Annotated in this window: 21 protein-coding genes and 1 tRNA gene; 11 read left to right on the top strand and 11 right to left on the bottom strand. The window is 68.6% G+C overall.

The features are described 5' to 3' along the window. Positions 1-17: 17 nt before the first annotated feature. The 3 genes from FHS97_RS14510 (at position 18) to mtgA (ending at position 2675) form a co-directional block, all read left to right on the top strand. Complete coding sequence (locus FHS97_RS14510) at positions 18-965, top strand: RluA family pseudouridine synthase (protein ID WP_184039432.1); 948 nt, start codon at positions 18-20, stop codon at positions 963-965. Between the two features lie 71 nt (positions 966-1036). Then, positions 1037-1939, top strand: a complete 903-nt coding sequence (rpoH, locus tag FHS97_RS14505) for an RNA polymerase sigma factor RpoH (protein WP_184039429.1) — start codon at positions 1037-1039, stop codon at positions 1937-1939. A 61-nt stretch (positions 1940-2000) separates the two neighbouring features. Continuing rightward, a complete protein-coding gene (mtgA, locus tag FHS97_RS14500) occupies positions 2001-2675 on the top strand; it encodes a monofunctional biosynthetic peptidoglycan transglycosylase (RefSeq protein ID WP_184039426.1) in 675 nt (224 codons plus the stop codon). A 36-nt stretch (positions 2676-2711) separates the two neighbouring features. On the opposite strand, the gene FHS97_RS14495 is transcribed toward mtgA, so the two are convergent. From FHS97_RS14495 to FHS97_RS14475, 5 genes are all read right to left on the bottom strand, one after another. Then, entirely contained in the window at positions 2712-3317 is a 606-nt protein-coding gene (locus FHS97_RS14495) for an ATP-binding cassette domain-containing protein (protein WP_184039423.1), read from the bottom strand. Continuing rightward, positions 3307-3990, bottom strand: coding sequence for a molybdate ABC transporter permease subunit (gene modB / locus FHS97_RS14490; RefSeq protein WP_184039409.1), 684 nt, complete (start codon positions 3988-3990; stop codon positions 3307-3309). The genes FHS97_RS14495 and modB overlap by 11 nt, the downstream gene beginning before the upstream one ends. Then, positions 3987-4739, bottom strand: a complete 753-nt coding sequence (gene modA / locus FHS97_RS14485) for a molybdate ABC transporter substrate-binding protein (RefSeq protein WP_246346693.1) — start codon at positions 4737-4739, stop codon at positions 3987-3989. The genes modB and modA overlap by 4 nt, the downstream gene beginning before the upstream one ends. Before the next feature lie 47 nt (positions 4740-4786). Further along, positions 4787-5908 (bottom strand): NADH:flavin oxidoreductase/NADH oxidase, encoded by a 1122-nt coding sequence (locus FHS97_RS14480; protein ID WP_184039402.1) that lies wholly within the window; start codon positions 5906-5908, stop codon positions 4787-4789. A 77-nt stretch (positions 5909-5985) separates the two neighbouring features. Then, positions 5986-6062, bottom strand: a tRNA-Pro gene (locus tag FHS97_RS14475). Positions 6063-6180: 118 nt separating this feature from the next. Here FHS97_RS14475 and pnuC point away from each other — a divergent pair. Further along, entirely contained in the window at positions 6181-6759 is a 579-nt protein-coding gene (pnuC, locus tag FHS97_RS14470; RefSeq protein ID WP_184039399.1) for a nicotinamide riboside transporter PnuC, read from the top strand. Continuing rightward, positions 6756-7271: an AAA family ATPase gene (locus FHS97_RS14465; protein WP_184039397.1), complete on the top strand. Its 516-nt coding sequence runs from the start codon at positions 6756-6758 to the stop codon at positions 7269-7271. The genes pnuC and FHS97_RS14465 overlap by 4 nt, the downstream gene beginning before the upstream one ends. A 76-nt stretch (positions 7272-7347) precedes the next feature. Here the strand turns inward: FHS97_RS14465 and FHS97_RS14460 are convergent, their stop codons facing one another. Next, on the bottom strand, positions 7348-8172 hold the full coding sequence (locus tag FHS97_RS14460) for a hypothetical protein (RefSeq protein WP_184039394.1): 825 nt from the start codon (positions 8170-8172) through the stop codon (positions 7348-7350). Positions 8173-8523: 351 nt separating this feature from the next. On the opposite strand from FHS97_RS14460, the gene lepA reads away from it, so the two are divergent. Then, a complete protein-coding gene (lepA, locus tag FHS97_RS14455; RefSeq protein ID WP_184039391.1) occupies positions 8524-10335 on the top strand; it encodes a translation elongation factor 4 in 1812 nt (603 codons plus the stop codon). A 200-nt stretch (positions 10336-10535) separates the two neighbouring features. Here lepA and FHS97_RS14450 read toward each other — a convergent pair whose 3' ends face one another. Continuing rightward, positions 10536-11546 carry a polyprenyl synthetase family protein gene (locus tag FHS97_RS14450; RefSeq protein ID WP_184039388.1) on the bottom strand — a complete coding sequence of 337 codons (1011 nt, stop codon included), beginning with the start codon at positions 11544-11546 and terminating at the stop codon, positions 10536-10538. A gap of 82 nt (positions 11547-11628) precedes the next feature. Between FHS97_RS14450 and FHS97_RS14445 the strand changes: the two genes are divergently transcribed. Further along, entirely contained in the window at positions 11629-11910 is a 282-nt protein-coding gene (locus tag FHS97_RS14445; protein ID WP_184039385.1) for a chorismate mutase, read from the top strand. Positions 11911-11915: 5 nt separating this feature from the next. Here the strand turns inward: FHS97_RS14445 and FHS97_RS14440 are convergent, their stop codons facing one another. After that, a complete protein-coding gene (locus tag FHS97_RS14440; protein WP_184039382.1) occupies positions 11916-12440 on the bottom strand; it encodes a GAF domain-containing protein in 525 nt (174 codons plus the stop codon). Between the two features lie 83 nt (positions 12441-12523). Then, positions 12524-13276, bottom strand: coding sequence for a dienelactone hydrolase family protein (locus FHS97_RS14435; protein WP_184039379.1), 753 nt, complete (start codon positions 13274-13276; stop codon positions 12524-12526). A 72-nt stretch (positions 13277-13348) separates the two neighbouring features. On the opposite strand from FHS97_RS14435, the gene FHS97_RS14430 reads away from it, so the two are divergent. Both FHS97_RS14430 and gpmA read left to right on the top strand, forming a co-directional pair. Beyond that, on the top strand, positions 13349-13804 hold the full coding sequence (locus FHS97_RS14430) for a GNAT family N-acetyltransferase (protein WP_343053464.1): 456 nt from the start codon (positions 13349-13351) through the stop codon (positions 13802-13804). 13 nt (positions 13805-13817) lie between these two features. After that, positions 13818-14504 (top strand): 2,3-diphosphoglycerate-dependent phosphoglycerate mutase, encoded by a 687-nt coding sequence (gpmA, locus tag FHS97_RS14425; RefSeq protein ID WP_184039376.1) that lies wholly within the window; start codon positions 13818-13820, stop codon positions 14502-14504. Between the two features lie 151 nt (positions 14505-14655). On the opposite strand, the gene glmM is transcribed toward gpmA, so the two are convergent. Next, on the bottom strand, positions 14656-15993 hold the full coding sequence (gene glmM, locus FHS97_RS14420; protein ID WP_184039373.1) for a phosphoglucosamine mutase: 1338 nt from the start codon (positions 15991-15993) through the stop codon (positions 14656-14658). 69 nt (positions 15994-16062) lie between these two features. On the opposite strand from glmM, the gene FHS97_RS14415 reads away from it, so the two are divergent. Then, the gene (locus FHS97_RS14415) at positions 16063-17292 is read left to right on the top strand and encodes a dicarboxylate/amino acid:cation symporter (protein WP_184039370.1); all 1230 of its coding nucleotides are present in this window, start codon (positions 16063-16065) and stop codon (positions 17290-17292) included. Here FHS97_RS14415 and rarD read toward each other — a convergent pair. After that, positions 17282-18145 carry an EamA family transporter RarD gene (gene rarD / locus FHS97_RS14410; protein WP_184039710.1) on the bottom strand — a complete coding sequence of 288 codons (864 nt, stop codon included), beginning with the start codon at positions 18143-18145 and terminating at the stop codon, positions 17282-17284. The two genes, FHS97_RS14415 and rarD, sit on opposite strands and share 11 nt — an antisense overlap. 114 nt (positions 18146-18259) lie before the next feature. On the opposite strand from rarD, the gene recF reads away from it, so the two are divergent. Beyond that, positions 18260-19345, top strand: coding sequence for a DNA replication/repair protein RecF (recF, locus tag FHS97_RS14405; protein ID WP_184039368.1), 1086 nt, complete (start codon positions 18260-18262; stop codon positions 19343-19345). The last annotated feature ends 16 nt before the right edge of the window (positions 19346-19361 follow it).

Here is a 19361-nt window from a genome sequence, read left to right as displayed (position 1 = left end):
CGCCATCTAGCAAAGCAATGGACCGGGGGGTCATCATTCTCGAAGCGACGATCGCACAGGCCGCCGACGGCTGGCGGGTGGACCGTGCGCTCGCCGACGCGGTGCCGACGCTGTCGCGCGAACGGCTGAAGGTGCTCATCAACGCCGGGCAGGTCTCGCAGGGCGACACCGCGATGCGCGACCCTTCGCGCAAGGCGCGCGGCGGCGAGCGGTTCGCGGTCGCGGTCCCCGCCCCCACGCCAGCGCATAACGAGGCGCAGGACATCCCGCTCGTCGTCGCGTTCGAGGACGAGCATCTGATCGTCATCGACAAGCCCGCCGGGCTGGTCGTCCACCCCGCCGCCGGCAATCTTGATGGGACATTGGTCAACGCGTTGCTTCACCATTGCCACGGCTCGCTGTCGGGGATTGGCGGGGTTGCGCGGCCGGGGATCGTCCACCGGATCGACAAGGACACTTCCGGGCTGATGGTCGCCGCCAAGACCGACCGCACCCACGAAGGGCTCGCGAAGCAGTTCGCCGCGCACAGCATCGACCGCCGCTACCGCGCGATCGTCGGCGGGCGGCCGATGCCGGCGGCGGGATCGGTCGACGCCCCGCTCGCGCGCTCGCCGAACAACCGCAAGAAGGTCGCGATCGTGCAGGGCGGCAAGCGCGCGGTGACGCATTATCGCACGCTGGAGTTGCTCCGCGACGCCACGCTGGTCGAATGCCGGCTGGAAACCGGGCGCACGCATCAGGTGCGCGTCCATATGGCGTCGATCGGCCATGCCTTGCTGGGCGACCCGGTTTATGGTAGAACAAAACATGCTCACAAACAGGTGCTGGACACGCTGAATTTCCGGCGGCAGGCGCTTCACGCCGCTCATCTGGGGTTCGTGCATCCGATCACCGGCGAAACGCTGGGTTTCGATAGCGCGATGCCGCCGGACATGCAGGAACTGTTCAGTCAGCTTATCGTATAGAAACGGAACGCGGGTCGGCGTCGCCAGCGGGCACGTCGCGCGTATTCCGCAAGGAAGGGAGACTTAGGATCATGGCAACCCGCAGCAACGTCCCCGCGACGATTCCTGCGCTCGGCGGGGAGCAGAGCCTCAATCGCTACCTGTCGGAGATCAAGAAGTTTCCGATCCTCGCGCCCGAGCAGGAATATATGCTCGCCAAGCGCTTTCAGGAGCATGGCGACACCGACGCCGCGGCGCAGCTCGTCACCAGCCACCTGCGGCTCGTCGCCAAGATCGCGATGGGCTATCGCGGCTATGGCCTGCCGGTCAGCGAGCTGATCTCCGAGGGCAATATCGGCCTGATGCAGGGCGTGAAGAAGTTCGAGCCCGATCGCGGCTTCCGCCTCGCCACCTATGCGATGTGGTGGATTCGCGCCTCGATCCAGGAGTTCATCCTGCGCTCGTGGAGCCTCGTGAAGATGGGCACCACCGCGGCGCAGAAGAAGCTCTTCTTCAACCTGCGCCGCATGAAGGCACGGCTCGACGCGTTCGAGGACGGCGACCTGACGCCCGAGAACGTCCAGAAGATCGCCACCGATCTCGGCGTCACCGAGGCGGACGTGGTCAGCATGAACCGCCGTATGGCGATGGGCGGCGACACGTCGCTCAACGTCTCGATGCGCGAGGATGGCGAGGGCCAGTGGCAGGACTGGTTGCAGGACGATGCGCCCTTGCAGGACAGCGTCGTCGCCGATCAGCAGGAGAAGGACGTCCGCCACGACATGCTCATGGATGCGATGGGCGATCTCAACGATCGCGAGAAGCATATCCTCACCGAGCGCCGCCTGACCGACGATCCCAAGACGCTGGAAGAACTCAGCCAGGTCTATGGCGTGTCGCGCGAGCGCGTCCGCCAGATCGAGGTGCGCGCGTTCGAGAAGCTCCAGCGCGCGATGATGCGGCTCGCGGGTGACAAGCGGCTGCTCACCGCCTGATCGATGATCGGGCACCGGGAGGGGTTGAGCGACCCCGCCCGGTGCCGGTACGACGCGCGGCATGTTCACCGCGCTGCGCCTACTGTTCAAGATCGTTCTCGGTTTCGTCGTGCTGTCGCTCGCATGGGTCGGCCTCTACGCGATCGTGCCCGTACCGTTCACGATGACGATGATGGGCGACCTCGTCGGCGGCCATTCGGTGACCAAGGACTGGACGCCGCTGTCGCGAATCGATCCCGACATGCCGCGCGCTGCGATCGCGGGCGAGGACGCGCACTTCTGCAGCCATCACGGCTTCGACTGGCGTGCGATCGCCGGGGCGGCGGCGCACAATGCCGAGGGCCGGCGGATCCGCGGCGGCTCGACGATCAGCCAGCAGACCGCGAAGAACGCCTTCCTCTTTCAGGGCGGCGGCTATCTGCGCAAGGCGCTGGAGGCATGGTTCACGCTGCTGATCGAGACGATCTGGGGCAAGCAGCGGATCATGGAAGTCTATCTCAACATCGCCGAGACCGGGATCGGCACTTATGGCGCGGAGGCGGCGGCGCAGCGCTACTTCCACCACAGCGCCGCGACGCTGACCCCGGTCGAGGCGGCGCGGATCGCGGCGGTGCTTCCGCTGCCGAAGAAGCGCGAGGCGGTTGCGCCGACCGGCTTCGTCCGCCGCCGCGGCAACCAGATCGCGCGCTACGTCGGCGCGGTCCGCCGCACCGGGCTGGACAGCTGCTTGCGCTGATCTCGTTCGTCATTGCGAGCGGAGACGACAAACGCTCTACCCGATCGTAATCACCCGGTCCCCCAGCCGCTCGGCCTCGGCGGCGTCATGGGTCACCATCAGGATCGGCACCGCGCGCGCGTCGCGGACCCGCTCGATCGCGCGCATCGCCTCCTCGCGCCGCGCCGGGTCGAGCGACGACAGTGGCTCGTCGAGCAGCAGGAACGCTGGCTCGCTGAGCAACGCCCGCCCGATCGCCACCCGCCGCGCCTCGCCCCCCGACAACGTCCGCGGCCAGCGTCGCAGCAACGGCGCGATGTCGAGCGTCGCCGCCACCTCCGCCAGCCGCGCGGCATCGCGCGCGCCGTACAGAAGATTCGCCTGCACGCGCCGGTGCGGAAACAGCCGCGCGTCCTGAAACACATAGCCCGCGCGCCGCTGCTCGGGCGGGACGTCTATTCCGGAGTCGGCATCGAACAACGTCCGCCCGCCGACCCGCACGTGCCCGCACACCGGCCGCAGCAGCCCGGCGATCATGTCGAGTAGGCTGGTCTTGCCCGCCCCGGACGCACCGACCAGCACCGTCAGCCCGTCGTCCGCCACGAAGCGCGCGCCGACCGTCGCCTCCCCACGCCGCGCCACCACATCGACGTCAAAGGACATGCACGCCCCGCCCCGCGCGCCGCACCAGCGCCTCCGACACCACCAGCGCCACCAGCGACAGCGCCACCGACACCGCCGCCAGCCGCCATACCTCGCTTTCGCCACCCGGCCGCTGGAGCGCGGCGTAGATCGCGAGCGGCAAGGTCTGCGTCTCGCCCGGCACGTTCGACACGAAAGTGATCGTCGCGCCGAACTCGCCGATCGCGCGCGCCAGCCCCAGCACCAGCGCCGCCGCGATCCCCGGCGCAGCGAGCGGCAGCGTCACGGTCGCATAGGCCCGCCAGCGCGTCGCCCCCAGCGTCCGCGCCGCCTGCTCCAGCCGCCGGTCGACCGCCTCGATCGACAGCCGCATCGCGCGCACCATCAACGGCAGCGCCATTACTCCGGCGGCGATGGCCGCGCCGGTCCAGCGGAACAATACGCTGACCCCGAACCCCGCCTCCAGCACGCGCCCGATCGGCCCGGCCGGCGCGAAGGCGAGCAGCAGCACCCAGCCCGTCACCACCGGCGGCACCACCAAAGGCAGATGCACCAGCCCGTCGAGCAGCACCTTGCCCGGAAACCGCCACCGCGCCAGCACCCACGCCAGCGCGAACGCGACCGGCAGCGCCCCCAGCGTCGCGGTGCCACCGACCAGCAGGGTCAGCCGGACGATCGGCAGCAGCTCGCTCAACGCGTCGAGAAACCGCGCCGCGCGAGGATCGCCTGCCCGGCGCGCGACAACAGGAAGCGACGGAAGCCCTCCGCCGCCGCGCTCTCGCCTGCTGTCAGCCGCGCGATGGGATAGACGATCGGCGCATGGCTGCGCGGCGGGAACACGCCGGCGACCTGCACGCCGGTCGCGGCGCGCGCGTCGGTGGCATAAACGATCCCGTAAGGTGCCGCGCCGCGCTCGACGAGCGCCAGCGCCGCGCGAACATTCTCCGCGCGCACGACGCGCGGCGCGACCACGTTCCACGCGCCGAGCCGGGTCAGCGCCTCGCGCCCATATTTGCCGGCGGGCACGCTGTCCGGATCGGCCATCGCCAACGCGCCACCGCCCAGCAGCTTGCCAAGCGCCGCGCCCTTGGTCGCGACCACTCGCGGCAGCCCCGGCCGCGAGACCACGACCAGCTGGTTGCGCACCAGCACCGCGCGCGTTCCGGCCACGACCAGCCCGCGCTTCGCGACATCGTCCATCCAGTCGCTGTCGGCGGAGATGAACAGATCAGCGCGCCCACCCGCCGCGATCTGCCGCGCCAGCGCCGACGATGCCGCGAACGACAGCCGCGGCCGCTCATGCCCCGCCTTGGTCCATGCGTCGGCGGCATCGGTCAACGCCTCCTGCATGCTCGCCGCCGCCAGTACCAGCGGCGCGCGCTCCTGCGCCGCCGCGGGTCCGGCGATCAGCAAAAGGGCGAGCAGCGAAAGCACGAAACGCATGACCACGCTCATGACACCCGCCCCCGGCGAAGACAATCGCGTCGCCCTCAATCCTCCGCCGAGCCGTCGACGTCGAACAGATGCTTGTACTGGCGCGGCTGCGAGCGGAGGTACTGGTCGGGTGCCTTCACCCGCGCGCCCAGCTCGGCGGCGGCGTGCCACGGCCAGCGCGGATCGTAGAGGATCGTCCGCGCCAGCGCGATCATGTCGGCGTCGCCGGTCGCGACGATCGCCTCGGCCTGCTGCGGCTCGGTGATGAGACCCACCGCGACGACCGGGATCGACACCGCCTGCTTCACCGCCCGCGCCAGCGGCACCTGATAGTTCGGCCCCACCGGGATCTGCTGCCGCGGATCGAGCCCGCCGCTGGACACATGGATCGCCGCGCAGCCGCGCGCCTCCAACGCCTCGGCGAAGGCGACGGTCTGTTCGGCATCCCAGCCACCCTCGACCCAATCGCTGCCCGAGACGCGCACCGTCACCGGCCGCTCCGCCGGGAACGCCGCGCGCACCGCGTCATACACTTCCAGCGGGAAGCGCATCCGGTTCTCCAGCGACCCGCCATAGTCGTCGTCGCGCCGATTGGAGAGCGGCGAGAGGAACTGGTGGAGCAGATAGCCGTGCGCGGCGTGGATCTGGATCAGGTCGAGTCCGAGCCGCGCCGATCGTTTCGCCGATTCGGCAAATGCGTCGCGGATCCGCGCCAGCGCGTCGCGGTCGAGCGCCACCGGCGCGGGGTTCTTGGGATCATAGGGCAATGCCGATGGCGCGACCGTCTCCCAGCCGTGCGGATCGCTGGCCGGGATCTGCCGCTCGCCTTTCCACGGGAGGTCGGTCGACGCCTTGCGTCCGGCGTGCGCCAGCTGAATCGCGATCGGCATGTCGGAATGACGCCGCACCGATTCGAGCACGCGCGCCATCGCCGCCTCGGTTGCATCGTCCCACAGCCCGACATCGCCGTAGCTGATCCGCCCCGCCGGCTCGACCGCGGTCGCCTCGATCGTCAGAATGCCGGCGCCCGACAGCGCCAGCTGACCGAGATGAATCGTGTGCCAGTCGGTCATGCCGCCGTCGACCGCCGAATATTGACACATCGGCGCGATGACGATGCGATTGGCGAGCGTCAGGCTGCCGATCTCAAGTGGCTGGAATAACCGGGGTCCGCTCATCGGAAACGCGCTCCTGAAGGTGAGCCGTCCCTACGCTTCAGCGGAAGAATAGTGCCGCGCGGCCGCGGCGAAGGAAATGGTCGGGGAAAGAGGATTCGAACCTCCGGCCCCTGCCTCCCGAAGGCAGTGCTCTACCAGGCTGAGCTATTCCCCGACCAGGGTGCCGAGCGGATGTTCCGTCGACAGGGCGCGGCTTATATCAGCGGAAATTTGCAGCGCAAGCGGGGAATCACAGCTGTTTTTACATCGGTGCGCGGCTAGGTTTCGCGGTGATGTCAGCTGCCGAATGGATCGCCACCGCCCTCGGGATCGCCTGTGTCGCGCTGGCCGCGCGGCGCAGCATCTGGACCTTCCCGACCGCGATCGTCTCGGTCGCGCTGCTCGGGATCGTGGTGTTCCGCGCGCGGCTCTATTCGGATGCCCTGCTCCAGCTCTTCTTCGCCGCCGCCAATCTGTACGGCTGGATCAACTGGCGGCGCGCGCGGGCACACAGCGGCGACATCGCCGTCCACATGCTCGGCACCCGTGCCCGCACCATGTGGCTTGGCGGGATCACGCTGTGCTGGCTCGGATGGGGCAGCGCGATGCACGTGCTGACCGACGCCGCCCTGCCCTGGTGGGATGCCGGGATCGCGGCCGCCAGCGTCGCGGCGCAACTGCTGATGGCGCGGCGCGCGATCGAGAATTGGTGGCTGTGGATCGCGGTCGACCTCGCCTCGGTGCCGCTCTACCTCGCCAAGGGACTCTACCCCTTCGCCGGGCTCTACCTCGTCTATCTCGCGCTCGCGGTCTGGGGTCTGATCGACTGGCGCCGCGCGCTCGGTGCCGGCTGGCGGATGGTGCCGGCATGACGTTGCGCACCGTCTGTCTCCACGGGCCGGAGAGCACCGGCAAGTCGACGATGGCGCCCCGGCTGGCGCAGCAGTTCGATTCGCTGTGCGTCGCCGAATTCGGCCGCACTTATTGCGAGACCTATGGCACCGATCTGACGATGGCCGATCTCGTCGTGATCGCCCAGACGCAGGACGCCAAGGCGCGCACGGCGCTCGATAGCGGCGCGCGACCGGTGATCCTCGACACCGATCCGCTGATGAGCGCCGTATGGGCGGACATGATGTTCGGACGGCGCGACCCGTGGTTCGATCGCTGGCAGGGCACCGCCGATCTCTACCTGCTGTTCGACATCGACCTGCCATGGGTGGAGGACGGCACCCGCATGTTCGGCTCGCACCGCGAACGCCAGCGCTTCTTCGACCTGTCGCGCCGCGAGCTGGAGCGGCGCGGCGTGCCATGGGTGCTGATCCAGGGCGAAGGCTCGCGCCGCTATCTCAACGCGCTGACCGCGATCCGCGCCGCGCTGTAGCCGCCACCCGCCTCCATGCCGCCGCCGCCGTGGCTCAGTCGCGCGGCGACGAACCGGGCCGGGGCGGCCGGCGGCGTCACTCGTTCCGGTACGGCCGGCCGGACTGGATCAGTCGCTGCCGTGATGTGTTGCCCGGCACCGCGATATGGGTCGCCGGATCATATTCCTTCCCGATCCCGGGTGCGCCTTCGGGCACCCAGAGTTCGACGACGGTGTTCGAGTAGCTGTTGGGAAGGTAGCGGATCCAATAGCCGTCGGGATGGTGGCTCCAGCGACCGGTCGGCACCGCGATGCTGCCCGGTCCGGCCGGCGCCATGCCGGCGAGCACGGCAACGCGCTCCAGTTCGCCGAAACTTGTACCTGGCGTGGTCAGCATCCGCCGCAGGTCGGCTTCCGCCTGCAAAACGGTTCTGACTTCGCGCGGCAGATTGTCCGCGATCGGCCCGGCCGACAGCATGTCCACGACGTTGCGGTTCAGTCCGGCGAGTTGCCGCGGGGTCAACAGTTGCGAGGCGGCGATCTTCTGCTCGCCCGACAGATCCTCGATCCTGGCCCGCGACAGGATCGCCCAGAGCAACGCCTGGATCACATGCTGGTCGATCTCGGGATGCTGGACCGAGCCGCGGACGATCGAGATCACCGCGTCCTTGGCTGAGCCGAGCGGCGGCGCATACAGATACCCGTCACCACCGCCGGGACCATGCGTCCCGGCATGCAGGCAATAGCTCTGATCGTGAAAGCGATAATAGCCGGCCTGCAGCAGGAAACCCCCGTTGGCGGTTCGCTGCAGCTGGGTCAGCTCGCGCCTGGTGGACGGGGGCGTGAAATTGTCCTGCGTGGGATCGCCCCAGCGCGCGTCGGGCAGACTGGTCGAGATCGGCTCCTTGCGCAGGCTCGGCATGGAGATACCTGCCCGCTTCGCAAGATCGCCAAGCTTCAATCCGCCGAACTGCGCGCCCGCGGGGGCTCCGCACCAGGAAAGCGCCACGGCCAGCGCCGCTGCCCGAAACACATGCCGCTTCATCTTCGTCCCACCCCCAAAACGTGTGCCTTGACCGTAACGCTAGCGTATCGAGCCGAGAAGCTCGACCTGATTTTCAATGACGTGCGTTACCCGCCTGCCTGCTCGATCTACACGCCGAGTGTGTAACGAAGAAGTCGCCGGCGGCGTGGGGCGGCCGCCGCTGCGATGCGCAGGAAATCGCCGCCCCCCTATCGCTTGCGCCATTGCTGCGCTAGGCGCGCGGAGATCATGACCACCCCGCTCAACACGATCCGCAATTTCTCGATCATCGCGCACATCGACCATGGCAAGTCGACGCTCGCCGACCGCCTGATCCAGGCGACCGGCGGTCTTACCGACCGTGAGATGAGCGAGCAGGTGCTCGACAATATGGAGATCGAGAAAGAGCGCGGGATCACCATCAAGGCGCAGACCGTGCGCCTGTCCTACAAGGCGCATGACGGCGAGACCTACACGCTCAACCTGATGGACACGCCGGGCCACGTCGACTTCGCCTATGAAGTGTCGCGGTCGCTGGCGGCGTGCGAGGGGGCGTTGCTGGTGGTGGATGCAGCGCAAGGCGTCGAGGCGCAGACGCTCGCCAACGTCTATCAGTCGATCGAGCACGATCACGAGATCGTGCCGGTCATCAACAAGATCGACCTCCCCGCCGCCGAGCCCGAGAAGGTCCGTGCCGAGATCGAGGACGTGATCGGCATCGACGCCTCCGACGCGGTGCTGGCCAGCGCCAAGTCGGGGATCGGCATCCCCGACATCCTCGAAGCGATCGTGCGGAAGATTCCGGCACCGAAGGGTGACGCTGACGCACCGCTCAAGGCAATGCTCGTCGATTCGTGGTACGATCCGTATCTGGGCGTGATGATTCTGGTCCGGGTCGTGGACGGGACGCTCCGCAAGGGGCAGCAGGTCACGTTCATGCAGGCCGGAACGACGCATCTGATCGACCGCGTCGGCTGCTTCCGCCCAAAAATCGAGCAACTGACCGACCTCGGGCCGGGCGAAATCGGCTTCATCACCGCGCAGATCAAGGACGTCGCGCAGGCGCGCGTCGGCGACACGCTCACCGACGCCAAGCGCCCCGCTACCGAGGCGCTGCCGGGGTTCAAGGAAGTCCAGCCGGTCGTGTTCTGCGGACTTTTTCCCGTCGATGCCAATGACTTCGAGAAGCTTCGTGAGAGTATCTCGAAGCTGCGGCTCAACGACGCCTCGTTCAGTTTCGAGATGGAAACCTCGGCCGCGCTCGGCTTCGGCTTCCGCTGCGGCTTCCTTGGCCTGCTGCATCTGGAGATCATCCAGGAGCGGCTGACCCGCGAATACGACCTCGACCTCATCACCACCGCGCCGAGCGTCGTCTATCAGATTGAATTGAGTCACGATGGCGGCCAGATCGACCTCCACAATCCCGCCGACATGCCCGATCCGAACAAGATCGAGTCGATCAGCGAGCCGTGGATCGAGGCGGTGATCTACGTCCCTGACGAATATCTCGGCAGCATCCTCAAGCTTTGTCAGGATCGCCGCGGCATCCAGAAGAACCTGACCTATGTCGGCGGGCGCGCGCAGGCGACCTATGAACTGCCGCTCAACGAAGTCGTCTTCGACTTCTACGACCGGCTCAAGTCGCTGTCGAAGGGTTACGCCAGCTTCGACTATCACCAGATCGGCTATCGCGAGGGCGATCTCGTCAAGATGAGCATCCTCGTCAACGAGGAGCCGGTCGATGCGCTGTCGATGATCGTCCACCGCGGCACCGCCGAGACGCGCGGACGCGGGATGTGCGAGCGGCTCAAGGAGCTGATCCCACGCCATTTGTTCAAGATTCCGATCCAGGCGGCAATCGGTGGCAAGGTGATCGCGCGCGAGACGATCAGTGCGATGCGCAAGGACGTGACCGCCAAATGCTATGGCGGCGACGCAACGCGTAAGCGCAAGCTTCTGGAAAAGCAGAAGAAGGGTAAGGCGAAGATGCGCGAATACGGCAGCGTCAGCATCCCGCAGGAAGCCTTTATCGCAGCGCTGCGCATGGGCGACGAGAACTGAGCCATTCACCGTCGCCCCGGATTTGATCCGGGGCCCGCTTTTTGGCGCTGCGGGCCAAGAAGAAGCGGGACCCCGGATCAAGTCCGGGGCAATGATGCGGCATGCTCCCGTCATTGCGAGCGTAGCGAAGCAATCCAGGGCCGGATCAGGACGCCCTGGATTGCTTCGCTACGCTCGCAATCACGAAAAATCGACCAGAATCAATAAGCCCGTGCGACCGCGAACTCGACCGCTTCGACCATCGCTTCCTTGATCGCGCTGTCGGCAAAACCCGCCAGCGACTCGATCGCGCGCTGCCCGTAATGTCGCGCCCGCGCCAGCGTATCGTCGACCGCACGGGTCCGACGGACCAGATCGATCGCATGTGCGAAATCGGCATCGCTCGCCCGCCGTCCCTCGACCGCGTCGCGCCAGAACGCACGCTCCTCGTCGCCGCCGCGTGCATAGGCGAGGATGACCGGCAAGGTCATCTTGCCTTCGCGGAAGTCGTCGCCGGCATCCTTGCCCATCGTGCCCGCATCGCTGGTATAGTCGATCGCATCGTCGACCAGCTGGAACGCGATGCCCAGGTTGCGACCGTAAGAGTCGAGCGCCAGCTCCTCCGCCGCCGGTCGCTCGGCGACCACCGCCGCGATCCGGCATGCAGCGGCGAACAGCGCCGCGGTCTTCGCATGGATGATGTCGAGATAGCGTTCCTCGGGCAGATCGACGCGCCGCGCCGCGGTCAGCTGGTTGACCTCGCCCTCCGCGATCACCGCCGAAGCGTTCGACAGGATCTCGAGCGCGCGCATGTTGCCGCCCGCGACCATCAGCTCGAAGGAGCGCGAGAACAGGAAGTCGCCGACCAGCACGCTGGCGGGATTGCCCCAGATGATGTTGGCGGTACGCTTGCCGCGCCGCAGGTCCGATCCGTCGACAACATCGTCGTGGAGCAGCGTCGCGGTGTGGATGAACTCCACCGCCGCCGCCAGCAGATGATGCCGGTCGCCGTCATAGCCGACCAGCTGCGCGCCCGCGAGCGTCAGCATCGGGCGCATCCTTTTGCCCCCGCCCGCGATCAGATGCCCGGCCAGCTCCGGGATCAACGGAATTTCGGATCGCATCCGCTCCACGATCACGGCATTGACGTGATCCATGTCGGCGGCGACCAGCCCGATCATCGGATCGAGCGAGGGCGTGTGCCCGGGAAGTCGGTGCAAGGTAGCGCTCATCTGTTCCTGCCCTTAGGGGGAGGCACGCGCGCAACGCAAGCGCGCGCTGCATGACCATTATCGCTTTGACGGGGAAGCCGTGATGACCGACGACGTTCTGAAGGGCTATCGCAAGAGCATCGACAATATCGATGCGGCGCTGGTCTGCCTGCTCGCGGAACGCTTCAAGATCACGCAGGCGGTCGGCGCCTACAAGGCGCAGACCGGTCTGCCCGCCGCCGATCCCGGTCGCGAGGAGGCGCAGATCGCGCGGCTGCGCCAGTTGAGCGAGGACGCCGAACTGGATCCGGAATTCTCCGAAAAGTTCCTGCGCTTCATCATCGACGAGGTGATCCGCCACCACCGCGCCGCCGCGGCGGGCTGATCACGTCACGGCGCGGACGGTGCCCGGCGCTCCGCCAGCCGCGCGACCGCCGCATCGGCGAGCTGCTTGAGGTGCATCTGCTCATAGGCGCCGAAATCGTCGCGCGGAATCCGGTCGAAGACGCAGAAGGTGCCAATCGGAAACTGGTCCGGATCGACCAGCGCCGCGCCCGCGTAGAATCGCACCTGCCCGCCGTCGATCAGCGTCGGATTGTCGGCGAAGCGCGGATCGGCGCGCGCGTCCTCGACGCAGAAGACCGCACGCGGCGTGATGATCGCATGGCCGCACAACGACATGCGCCGGCTGTAGGTTCGTGAGGTGACGCCAGCCGCGGCGATCAGATATTGCCAGTCGCGCGACAGGATCGACACCGCCGCCATCCCGGTCCCGAACCGCTGCCGCGCCTGCTCGACCAGTCCGATCAATTCGGGGTCGTCGCGCGCGTCCAGCGCGCCCGACGCGATCACCGCCCGCTCGCGCGCCGCCTCGTCGCTCGGCGTGGGCGCCGGTGCATAAACGGTGATCCCCAAATCCCCCGGCCCCCAACCCTGGCTCGCTGCAAAACGTCCGGCAGCGCCGGTTCTTCAGCCGCCGTCCAGAGCAAGGGTCGCTACTATGCCGCCGGGACTTCAGCAACGATCTCATTGTTTTTGAAGGCAACTTGTAAGAAATGACTCATTGCCTCCCAGCTGCGGCGGTCGGCCTTCGCGTCATAGCCGAACCCGGCATGGCCCGCCGGCATCGCGCGATCGGTGAAGGCGTGCCCCGCCCCGCCATAGGCGTGGAGCTGCCAGTCGGCGCGCGCGGCGGTGAGCTCGTCGGCGAGCGCGACCACCGCCGCGGGTGGCCCGAGCGGATCGTCCCAGCCGTGGCAGATCAACAGCGGTACGGTGATTGGATCGACGCTCGGCCAGTCCGGGCGATCGTAGACGCCGTGAAAGCTCACCCCGCCCCGGATTGGCAGCCCGGCGCGCGCCATGTCGAGCACGCATTTGCCGCCGAAACAGAAGCCGATCGCGGCGACGGCCTCGGCATCGACCTCCGGCTCTGCGGTCAGCGCGCCCAGCGACGCGCGCAGCCGCTCGCGCAGCAACGCGCGGTCGGCGTTCAAATCGTCCATATAGCGGCTCGCCCCCTCGCCGCGCTGCGTGCGCTTGCCCTGTCCGAACAGATCACAGGCGAAGGCGGCATAGCCGAGCGCCGCCAGCGCCTCGGCCTTGAGGTTGTCGCTTTCCTTCTGCCCGAGCACGTTCGGGATCACCAGCACGCCCGGCCGCGGGGTCGCGTCGGCATCGTCCCAGGCGAACACGCCCTCGAACGGCCCGCCCGGTCCGTCATGGACGATGGTGCGGCGGCGGATCGTCATGGGCGCTCTCCTGTTGTGTCGGTCGCGCCTTTTGCTAGATCGGAGCTATTCGACGGACAAGCAGCAGGGCTCATGATGCAGATCAGGAAGGACGATCCCGCCGCGCCGCATGTCGCCGCCTTGCTGGCGCATCATCTCGCCGAATTGCGCGGCCAAATGGCGGAATTCGCCTTCGCGCTCGACGCGACCGGACTCTCCGCGCCCGAGGTCACGTTCTGGACCGCGTGGCGTGACGAGACGCTGGTCGGCTTCGTCGCGCTGAAGGCGCTCGACCCGCATCATGGCGAAGTCAAATCGATGCGCGCCGCGCCCGCGGCACGCGGCACCGGGGTCGGCCGCGCGTTGCTGGCGCACGTCGTCGCCACCGCCCGCGAGCGCGGCTATGGTCGGCTCAGCCTGGAGACCGGCACCGCCGCGCTGCACCAGCCGGCGCTCGGCCTGTATCGCAGCGCAGGCTTCGTGCCGTGCGACGCCTTCGCCGATTACCGGCCCAGCCCGCACAACCAGTTCCTGACCCTGATCCTCTAACGGGAGCACCCGATTGCCGACCCTCGTCCTCATCCGCCACGGCCAGTCCGCCTGGAATCTCGAAAATCGCTTCACCGGCTGGTGGGACGTCGACGTCACCGAGAAGGGGGCGGCCGAGGCGCGCGCCGCCGGTGAGCTGATGGCGGCGAAGGGGCTGGACTTCGACCAGACCTTCACCTCGCTCCAGACCCGCGCGATCAAGACGCTCAACCTCGCGCTGGAGGCGATGGGGCGGCTGTGGCTTCCGGTCGAGAAGGACTGGCGGCTCAACGAGCGGCATTACGGCGGGCTGACCGGGCTAGACAAGGCCGAGACGGCGGCGAAGCACGGCGACGAGCAGGTCCACATCTGGCGCCGCAGCTTCGACGTCCCGCCGCCGCCGATCGAGGCGGGCAGCAACTACGATCCCTCGGCCGACCGCCGCTATGCCGGGATCGACGTCCCCGCGACCGAGAGCCTCAAGGACACGATCGCGCGCGTCCTGCCTTATTGGGAAGGCCGCATCGCGCCTGCGCTCAGGGACGGGCAGCGCGTGCTGATCTCGGCGCACGGCAATTCGCTGCGTGCCTTGGTGAAGCATCTGTCGGGGATTTCGGACGACGAGATTACCGGACTGGAGATCCCGACCGGCCAGCCAATCGTCTACGAGCTCGACGACGCGCTCAACGCGACCGACCGTTATTACCTGAACGAGCGGTAAGCGATAATTGACGGGCGATAAGCATCGGTTCGTCGCCCGGACCTGATCCGGGGCCCCGTTTCTTCTCTGGCGCCGCAGTCAGAAGAAACGGGAGCCCGGGTCGAGCCCGGGGTGGCGGGCTATCGTTGGTGGCGCCGCCCCGACCAACGCCTCAAACCGCCGCGCGTACCGCGTCGCAGATGCGATCGACCACCTGCTCCACCTGCGCCGGATCGTCGCCCTCCGCCATCACGCGGATCACCGGCTCGGTCCCCGACGGCCGGATCACCAGCCGCCCGCGCCCCGCCAGCTCCGCCTCGGCATCGGCGATCACCGCCTTGACCGCTTCGGTCTCCAGCGGCTTGCCGCCCGAGAAGCGCACGTTCTTGAGCAATTGCGGCAACGGCTCGAAACGCCGCAGCACCTCGCTCGCCGGCGCGCCGGCCCGGCAGATCTCCGCCAGCACCTGCAACGCCGCGACCAACCCGTCGCCGGTCGTCGCATAGTCGCTGAGGATGATATGCCCCGACTGTTCGCCGCCGACATTGTAGCCGCGCCGCCGCATCGCCTCCAGCACGTGTCGGTCACCGACCGCGGTGCGGATCAGCCCGAGCCCCTGCGCGTTGAGATGCCGCTCCAGCCCGAGGTTGGACATCACCGTCGCGACCAGCCCGCCGCCCGCCAGCCGCCCGGCGCGCGCCCAGCCGGCGGCGATCGTCGCCATCAACTGGTCGCCGTCGATCACCCGGCCCTTTTCGTCGACCACGATCAGCCGGTCGGCGTCGCCGTCCAGCGCGATGCCGATGTCGGCCTGATGCTCGATCACCGCCGCCGACAGCGCCTCGGGATGCGTCGAGCCGATCTTGTCGTTGATGTTCAGCCCGTTCGGCTGCACCCCGATCTGGATCAGGTCCGCGCCCAGTTCCCACAGCGCCTCGGGTGCGACCTGATAGGCGGCGCCATTCGCGCAATCGACGACGACTTTCATCCCGTCGAGCCGCAGGTCGTTGGGAAAGGTCGATTTGGCGAAGTGGATGTAGCGGCCGCGCGCGTCGTCGATCCGCTTCGCGCGGCCGATCTCGCCGGCCGGGGCGAGCGCGACCTCGCCGTCGATCGCCGCCTCGATCGCCAGCTCGTCCTCGTCGGACAATTTGTAACCATCCGGCCCGAACAGCTTGATACCATTGTCGAAAAATGGATTGTGGCTGGCGGAGATCATTACCCCCATGTCGGCGCGCATCGACTTCGTCAGCATCGCCACCGCCGGGGTCGGCATCGGCCCGACCAGGGTGACGTCCATCCCGACGCTGGTGAACCCGGCCTGCAGCGCGCTCTCCAGCATATAGCCCGACAGCCGCGTATCCTTACCGATCACCACGCGGTGGCGGTGCTGCCCACGCAGGAAGTGCCGCCCGGCCGCCATCCCGACCTTCATCGCCATCTCCGCGGTCATTGCGCCCGCGTTGGTCAGGCCGCGAATGCCGTCCGTGCCGAAATATTTCCTTGCCATCGTGTCTTCCGTTCGCTTGGCCCAGACAGGTCCCTTAGTGCGGGACGATAAAAAAGGCGAAGATACCGCATGTCGCAAGCTACCCGCATCCTGCTGTCGCTGCTGATCGGGCTGGCGGGGGGCGTCGCACTCGCCGGTTACGCGCCCGGAGCGGTCGCCGGCACGATCGCGGTCGCGGAGCCGATCGGCGCGGCGTGGCTGCACGGCCTGCAGATGACGATCGTGCCGCTCGTCGCCTCGCTGCTCGTCACCGGAGTCGCCTCGACCGCGGAGGCGGCGCGCGCCGGACGGCTCGCCGGGCGCGCGATCGCGCTTTACGTCACCTTCCTGTTCCTGTCGGCGGTGATCGCCGCGATCGCGACCCCGCTGATCCTCGCGGTCGCGCCGCTCCCCGCCGCTTCGGCGCAGGCGCTGCGCACGGCGCTGGTCGGCGCGGGCAAGGTGCCTGCGGTCCCGCCGCTCGGCGAGTTCTTCGCCGGTATCGTCCCGACCAATATCGTCAGCGCCGCCGCCAACGACGCCTTCCTGTCGCTCATCATCTTCACGCTGGTCTTCGCCTTCGCAATCGCCCGGATCGATGCCGAGGGACGTGCGCTGCTGGTAAGATTCTTCACCGCGTTGCGCGACACGATGCTGGTGGTGATCCATTGGGTCCTGTGGATCGCACCGGTCGGCGTCTTCGCGCTGGCGCTGGTGGTCGGCGCGCGCGCGGGCTCGGGTGCGTTCGGGGCGCTGGCGCATTACATCCTCGTCGTCGCCAGCGTCGGGGTGATCGTCACCCTGCTCGCCTATCCGGTCGCCTGGGCGGGCGCACGGCTCAACCTCGCCGCCTTCGCGCGCGCCGCGCTGCCGTCGCAGGCGGTGGCGATCAGCACGCAATCCTCGCTCGCTTCGGTGCCCGCGATGCTGGAAGGCGCGCGCGCGCTCGGCGTGCCGGTGCGCACCGCGGGGGTGACGCTGCCGCTCGCCGTCGCGATCTTCCGCAGCACCGGGCCAGCGATGAACCTCGCGGTCGCGATCTATGTCGCGACATGGTTCAACGTGACACTGTCGCCCGCGACGCTCGCGATCGGGGTAGTGGTGGCGACGCTCACCTCGCTCGGCTCGGTCAGCCTGCCCGGCACGGTCAGCTACGTCAGCGCGATCGCGCCGATCGCGGGCACGATCGGCGCGCCGGTCGCGCCGCTCGGCCTGCTCGTCGCCGTCGAGACGATCCCCGACATCATCCGCACCGTCGGCAACGTCACCATGGATCTCGCCACCACCGCCTGGCTTGGGCGGCGCGAGCCTAGGGAGTAACGCGCCGCCGGCTGCCCAGCGCGTAGAGCGCGCAGCCGGTCCAGATCAGCGCGAAGGTCACGAGATGCGCGGCGCGCAGCGGTTCGTGGAACACCAGCACCGCGAGCAGGAATTGCAGCGTCGGGGCGAGATATTGCAGCAGCCCGAGCGTCGAATAGCGCAACCGCCGCGCCGCGGCGGCGAACATCAGCAGCGGCGCGGCGGTGACCGCCCCCGCCAGCACCAGCAGCAGGTTGATGGTGCCGCGCCCGAACACCGGCGCGGGGCTGAGCCACAAGACCGCCAGCGCCGGCCCGACCAGCAAGGCGGTCTCGACGGTCAGCCCGCCCAGCGCGTCGATCGCCGCCACCTTGCGGATCAGCCCGTAGACGCCGAAGCTGAACGCGAGCGTCAGCGAGATCCACAATGCCCCGCCGCCCGCGATCGCCAGCACCGCGACGCCGAGCGCCGCCACCGCCACCGCCGCTTTCTGCAACGCGCCGATCCGCTCGCCGAGCACGATCATCCCGAGGGCGACATTGAGCAACGGGTTGATGAAATAACCGAGGCTCGCCTCCAGCACGTGCCCGCTCTGCACCGCGAAAATATAGACCAGCCAGTTGACCGCGATCAGCGCCGCCGACGCGCACAGCAGCAGCAAGGTCCGCCCGCGCGCCGCCGCGAGGATCGGCCCGGCGCGCCGCATCGCCAGCACGATGGCCGCGAGCAGCAGCAGCGACCAGACGACGCGATGCGCCAGCACCTGCAACGCCGGCACGCCGGTCAGCAGGTGCAGGTAGAGCGGGAGCAGCCCCCATGACACATAGGCGCCCACGCCGAGGAGCAGGCCGGAACGATGGGGATTGGCGGTCATCCCCGCCACGTCGCGAAAGATGCGCCGCGATGCAAGGCCGCGCCGACCCATTGCGCCGCTATCGAAGAAACAGTCGCCCTGCCCGCGCTTTGCCCGTACCAGCATCGCGCCACCATGCTGTCCCGCCTCGTCCTCACCGATGTCCGCAACCATCAGGCGCTGTCGATCGCGCCCGGTGCCGAGCCCGGCTTCGTCGTGCTGTACGGGCCGAACGGCGCCGGAAAGACCAACGTGCTGGAGGCGGTGTCGCTGCTCGCGCCCGGCCGCGGGCTGCGCCGTGCCGCGCTGTCGGACATCGCGCGCAGCGACGGGCCGGGCGGATTCGGCGTCGCGGCGACGCTGGCGGATGACGTGACGCTCGCCACCGGCGCGCTCGCCACCGCGCCCGAGCGGCGCGTGGTGCGGATCAACGGCGCCGCCGCCCCCGCCACCGCGCTTGCCGAGCGGCTGGCGGTGTTGTGGCTCACCCCGGCGATGGACCGGCTGTTCACCGAGGCGGCCGGGGGGCGCCGTCGCTTCCTCGACCGGCTGACGCTCGCGGTCGAACCCGGACATGCCCGCGACGGCGCGCGCTACGAAGCCGCGATGAGGGACCGCAACCGCCTGCTCGCCGATCCGCTCGCCGACCCCGACTGGCTCGCCGCGCTCGAAGTGCAGATGGCGCAGCACGGCGCGGCGCTCGACGCCGCGCGCCGTCGCACCGTCGCCGCACTCGATGCGGCGCTCGCCGCGCAGCCCGCGGGCGACATCGCGCGCGCGCGGATCGCGCTCGACGGGTGGAGCGGCGACGCCGGCGCACTCGCCGAGGCGCTGCGCACCGGCCGCGCGCGCGACGCCGCGGCGGGGCGGACGCTGGCCGGGCCGCATCGCGCCGACCTGATCGTCACGCATATCGACAAGGTGCGCCCCGCCGCCACGGCGTCGACCGGCGAGCAGAAGGCGCTGCTGCTCGGGATCGTCCTCGCGCACGCCGAGCTGGTCGCGCAATTGACCGGGCACGCGCCGGTGCTGCTGCTGGACGAGGTCGCCGCACATCTCGATCCGGTCCGCCGCGCCGCGCTGTTCGCGCGGCTCGCGCCGCTCGGGCAGGTATGGATGACCGGCACCGAGCGCGCCTTGTTCGACGGAATCGACGCCGCCACCTGGGTCGCGCTCCACGATGTCGTTACGCCCACAACAATTTCGTCGCCGCCGCGTTGAGCGACGACAGACCGCC

The sequence above is a fragment of the Sphingomonas endophytica genome, assembly GCF_014199415.1.
Taxonomy (GTDB): Bacteria; Pseudomonadota; Alphaproteobacteria; order Sphingomonadales; family Sphingomonadaceae; genus Sphingomonas; species Sphingomonas endophytica.
The sequence above is the reverse complement of the archived record's forward strand: the minus strand, read 5'-3'. Positions and strand labels throughout refer to the sequence as shown.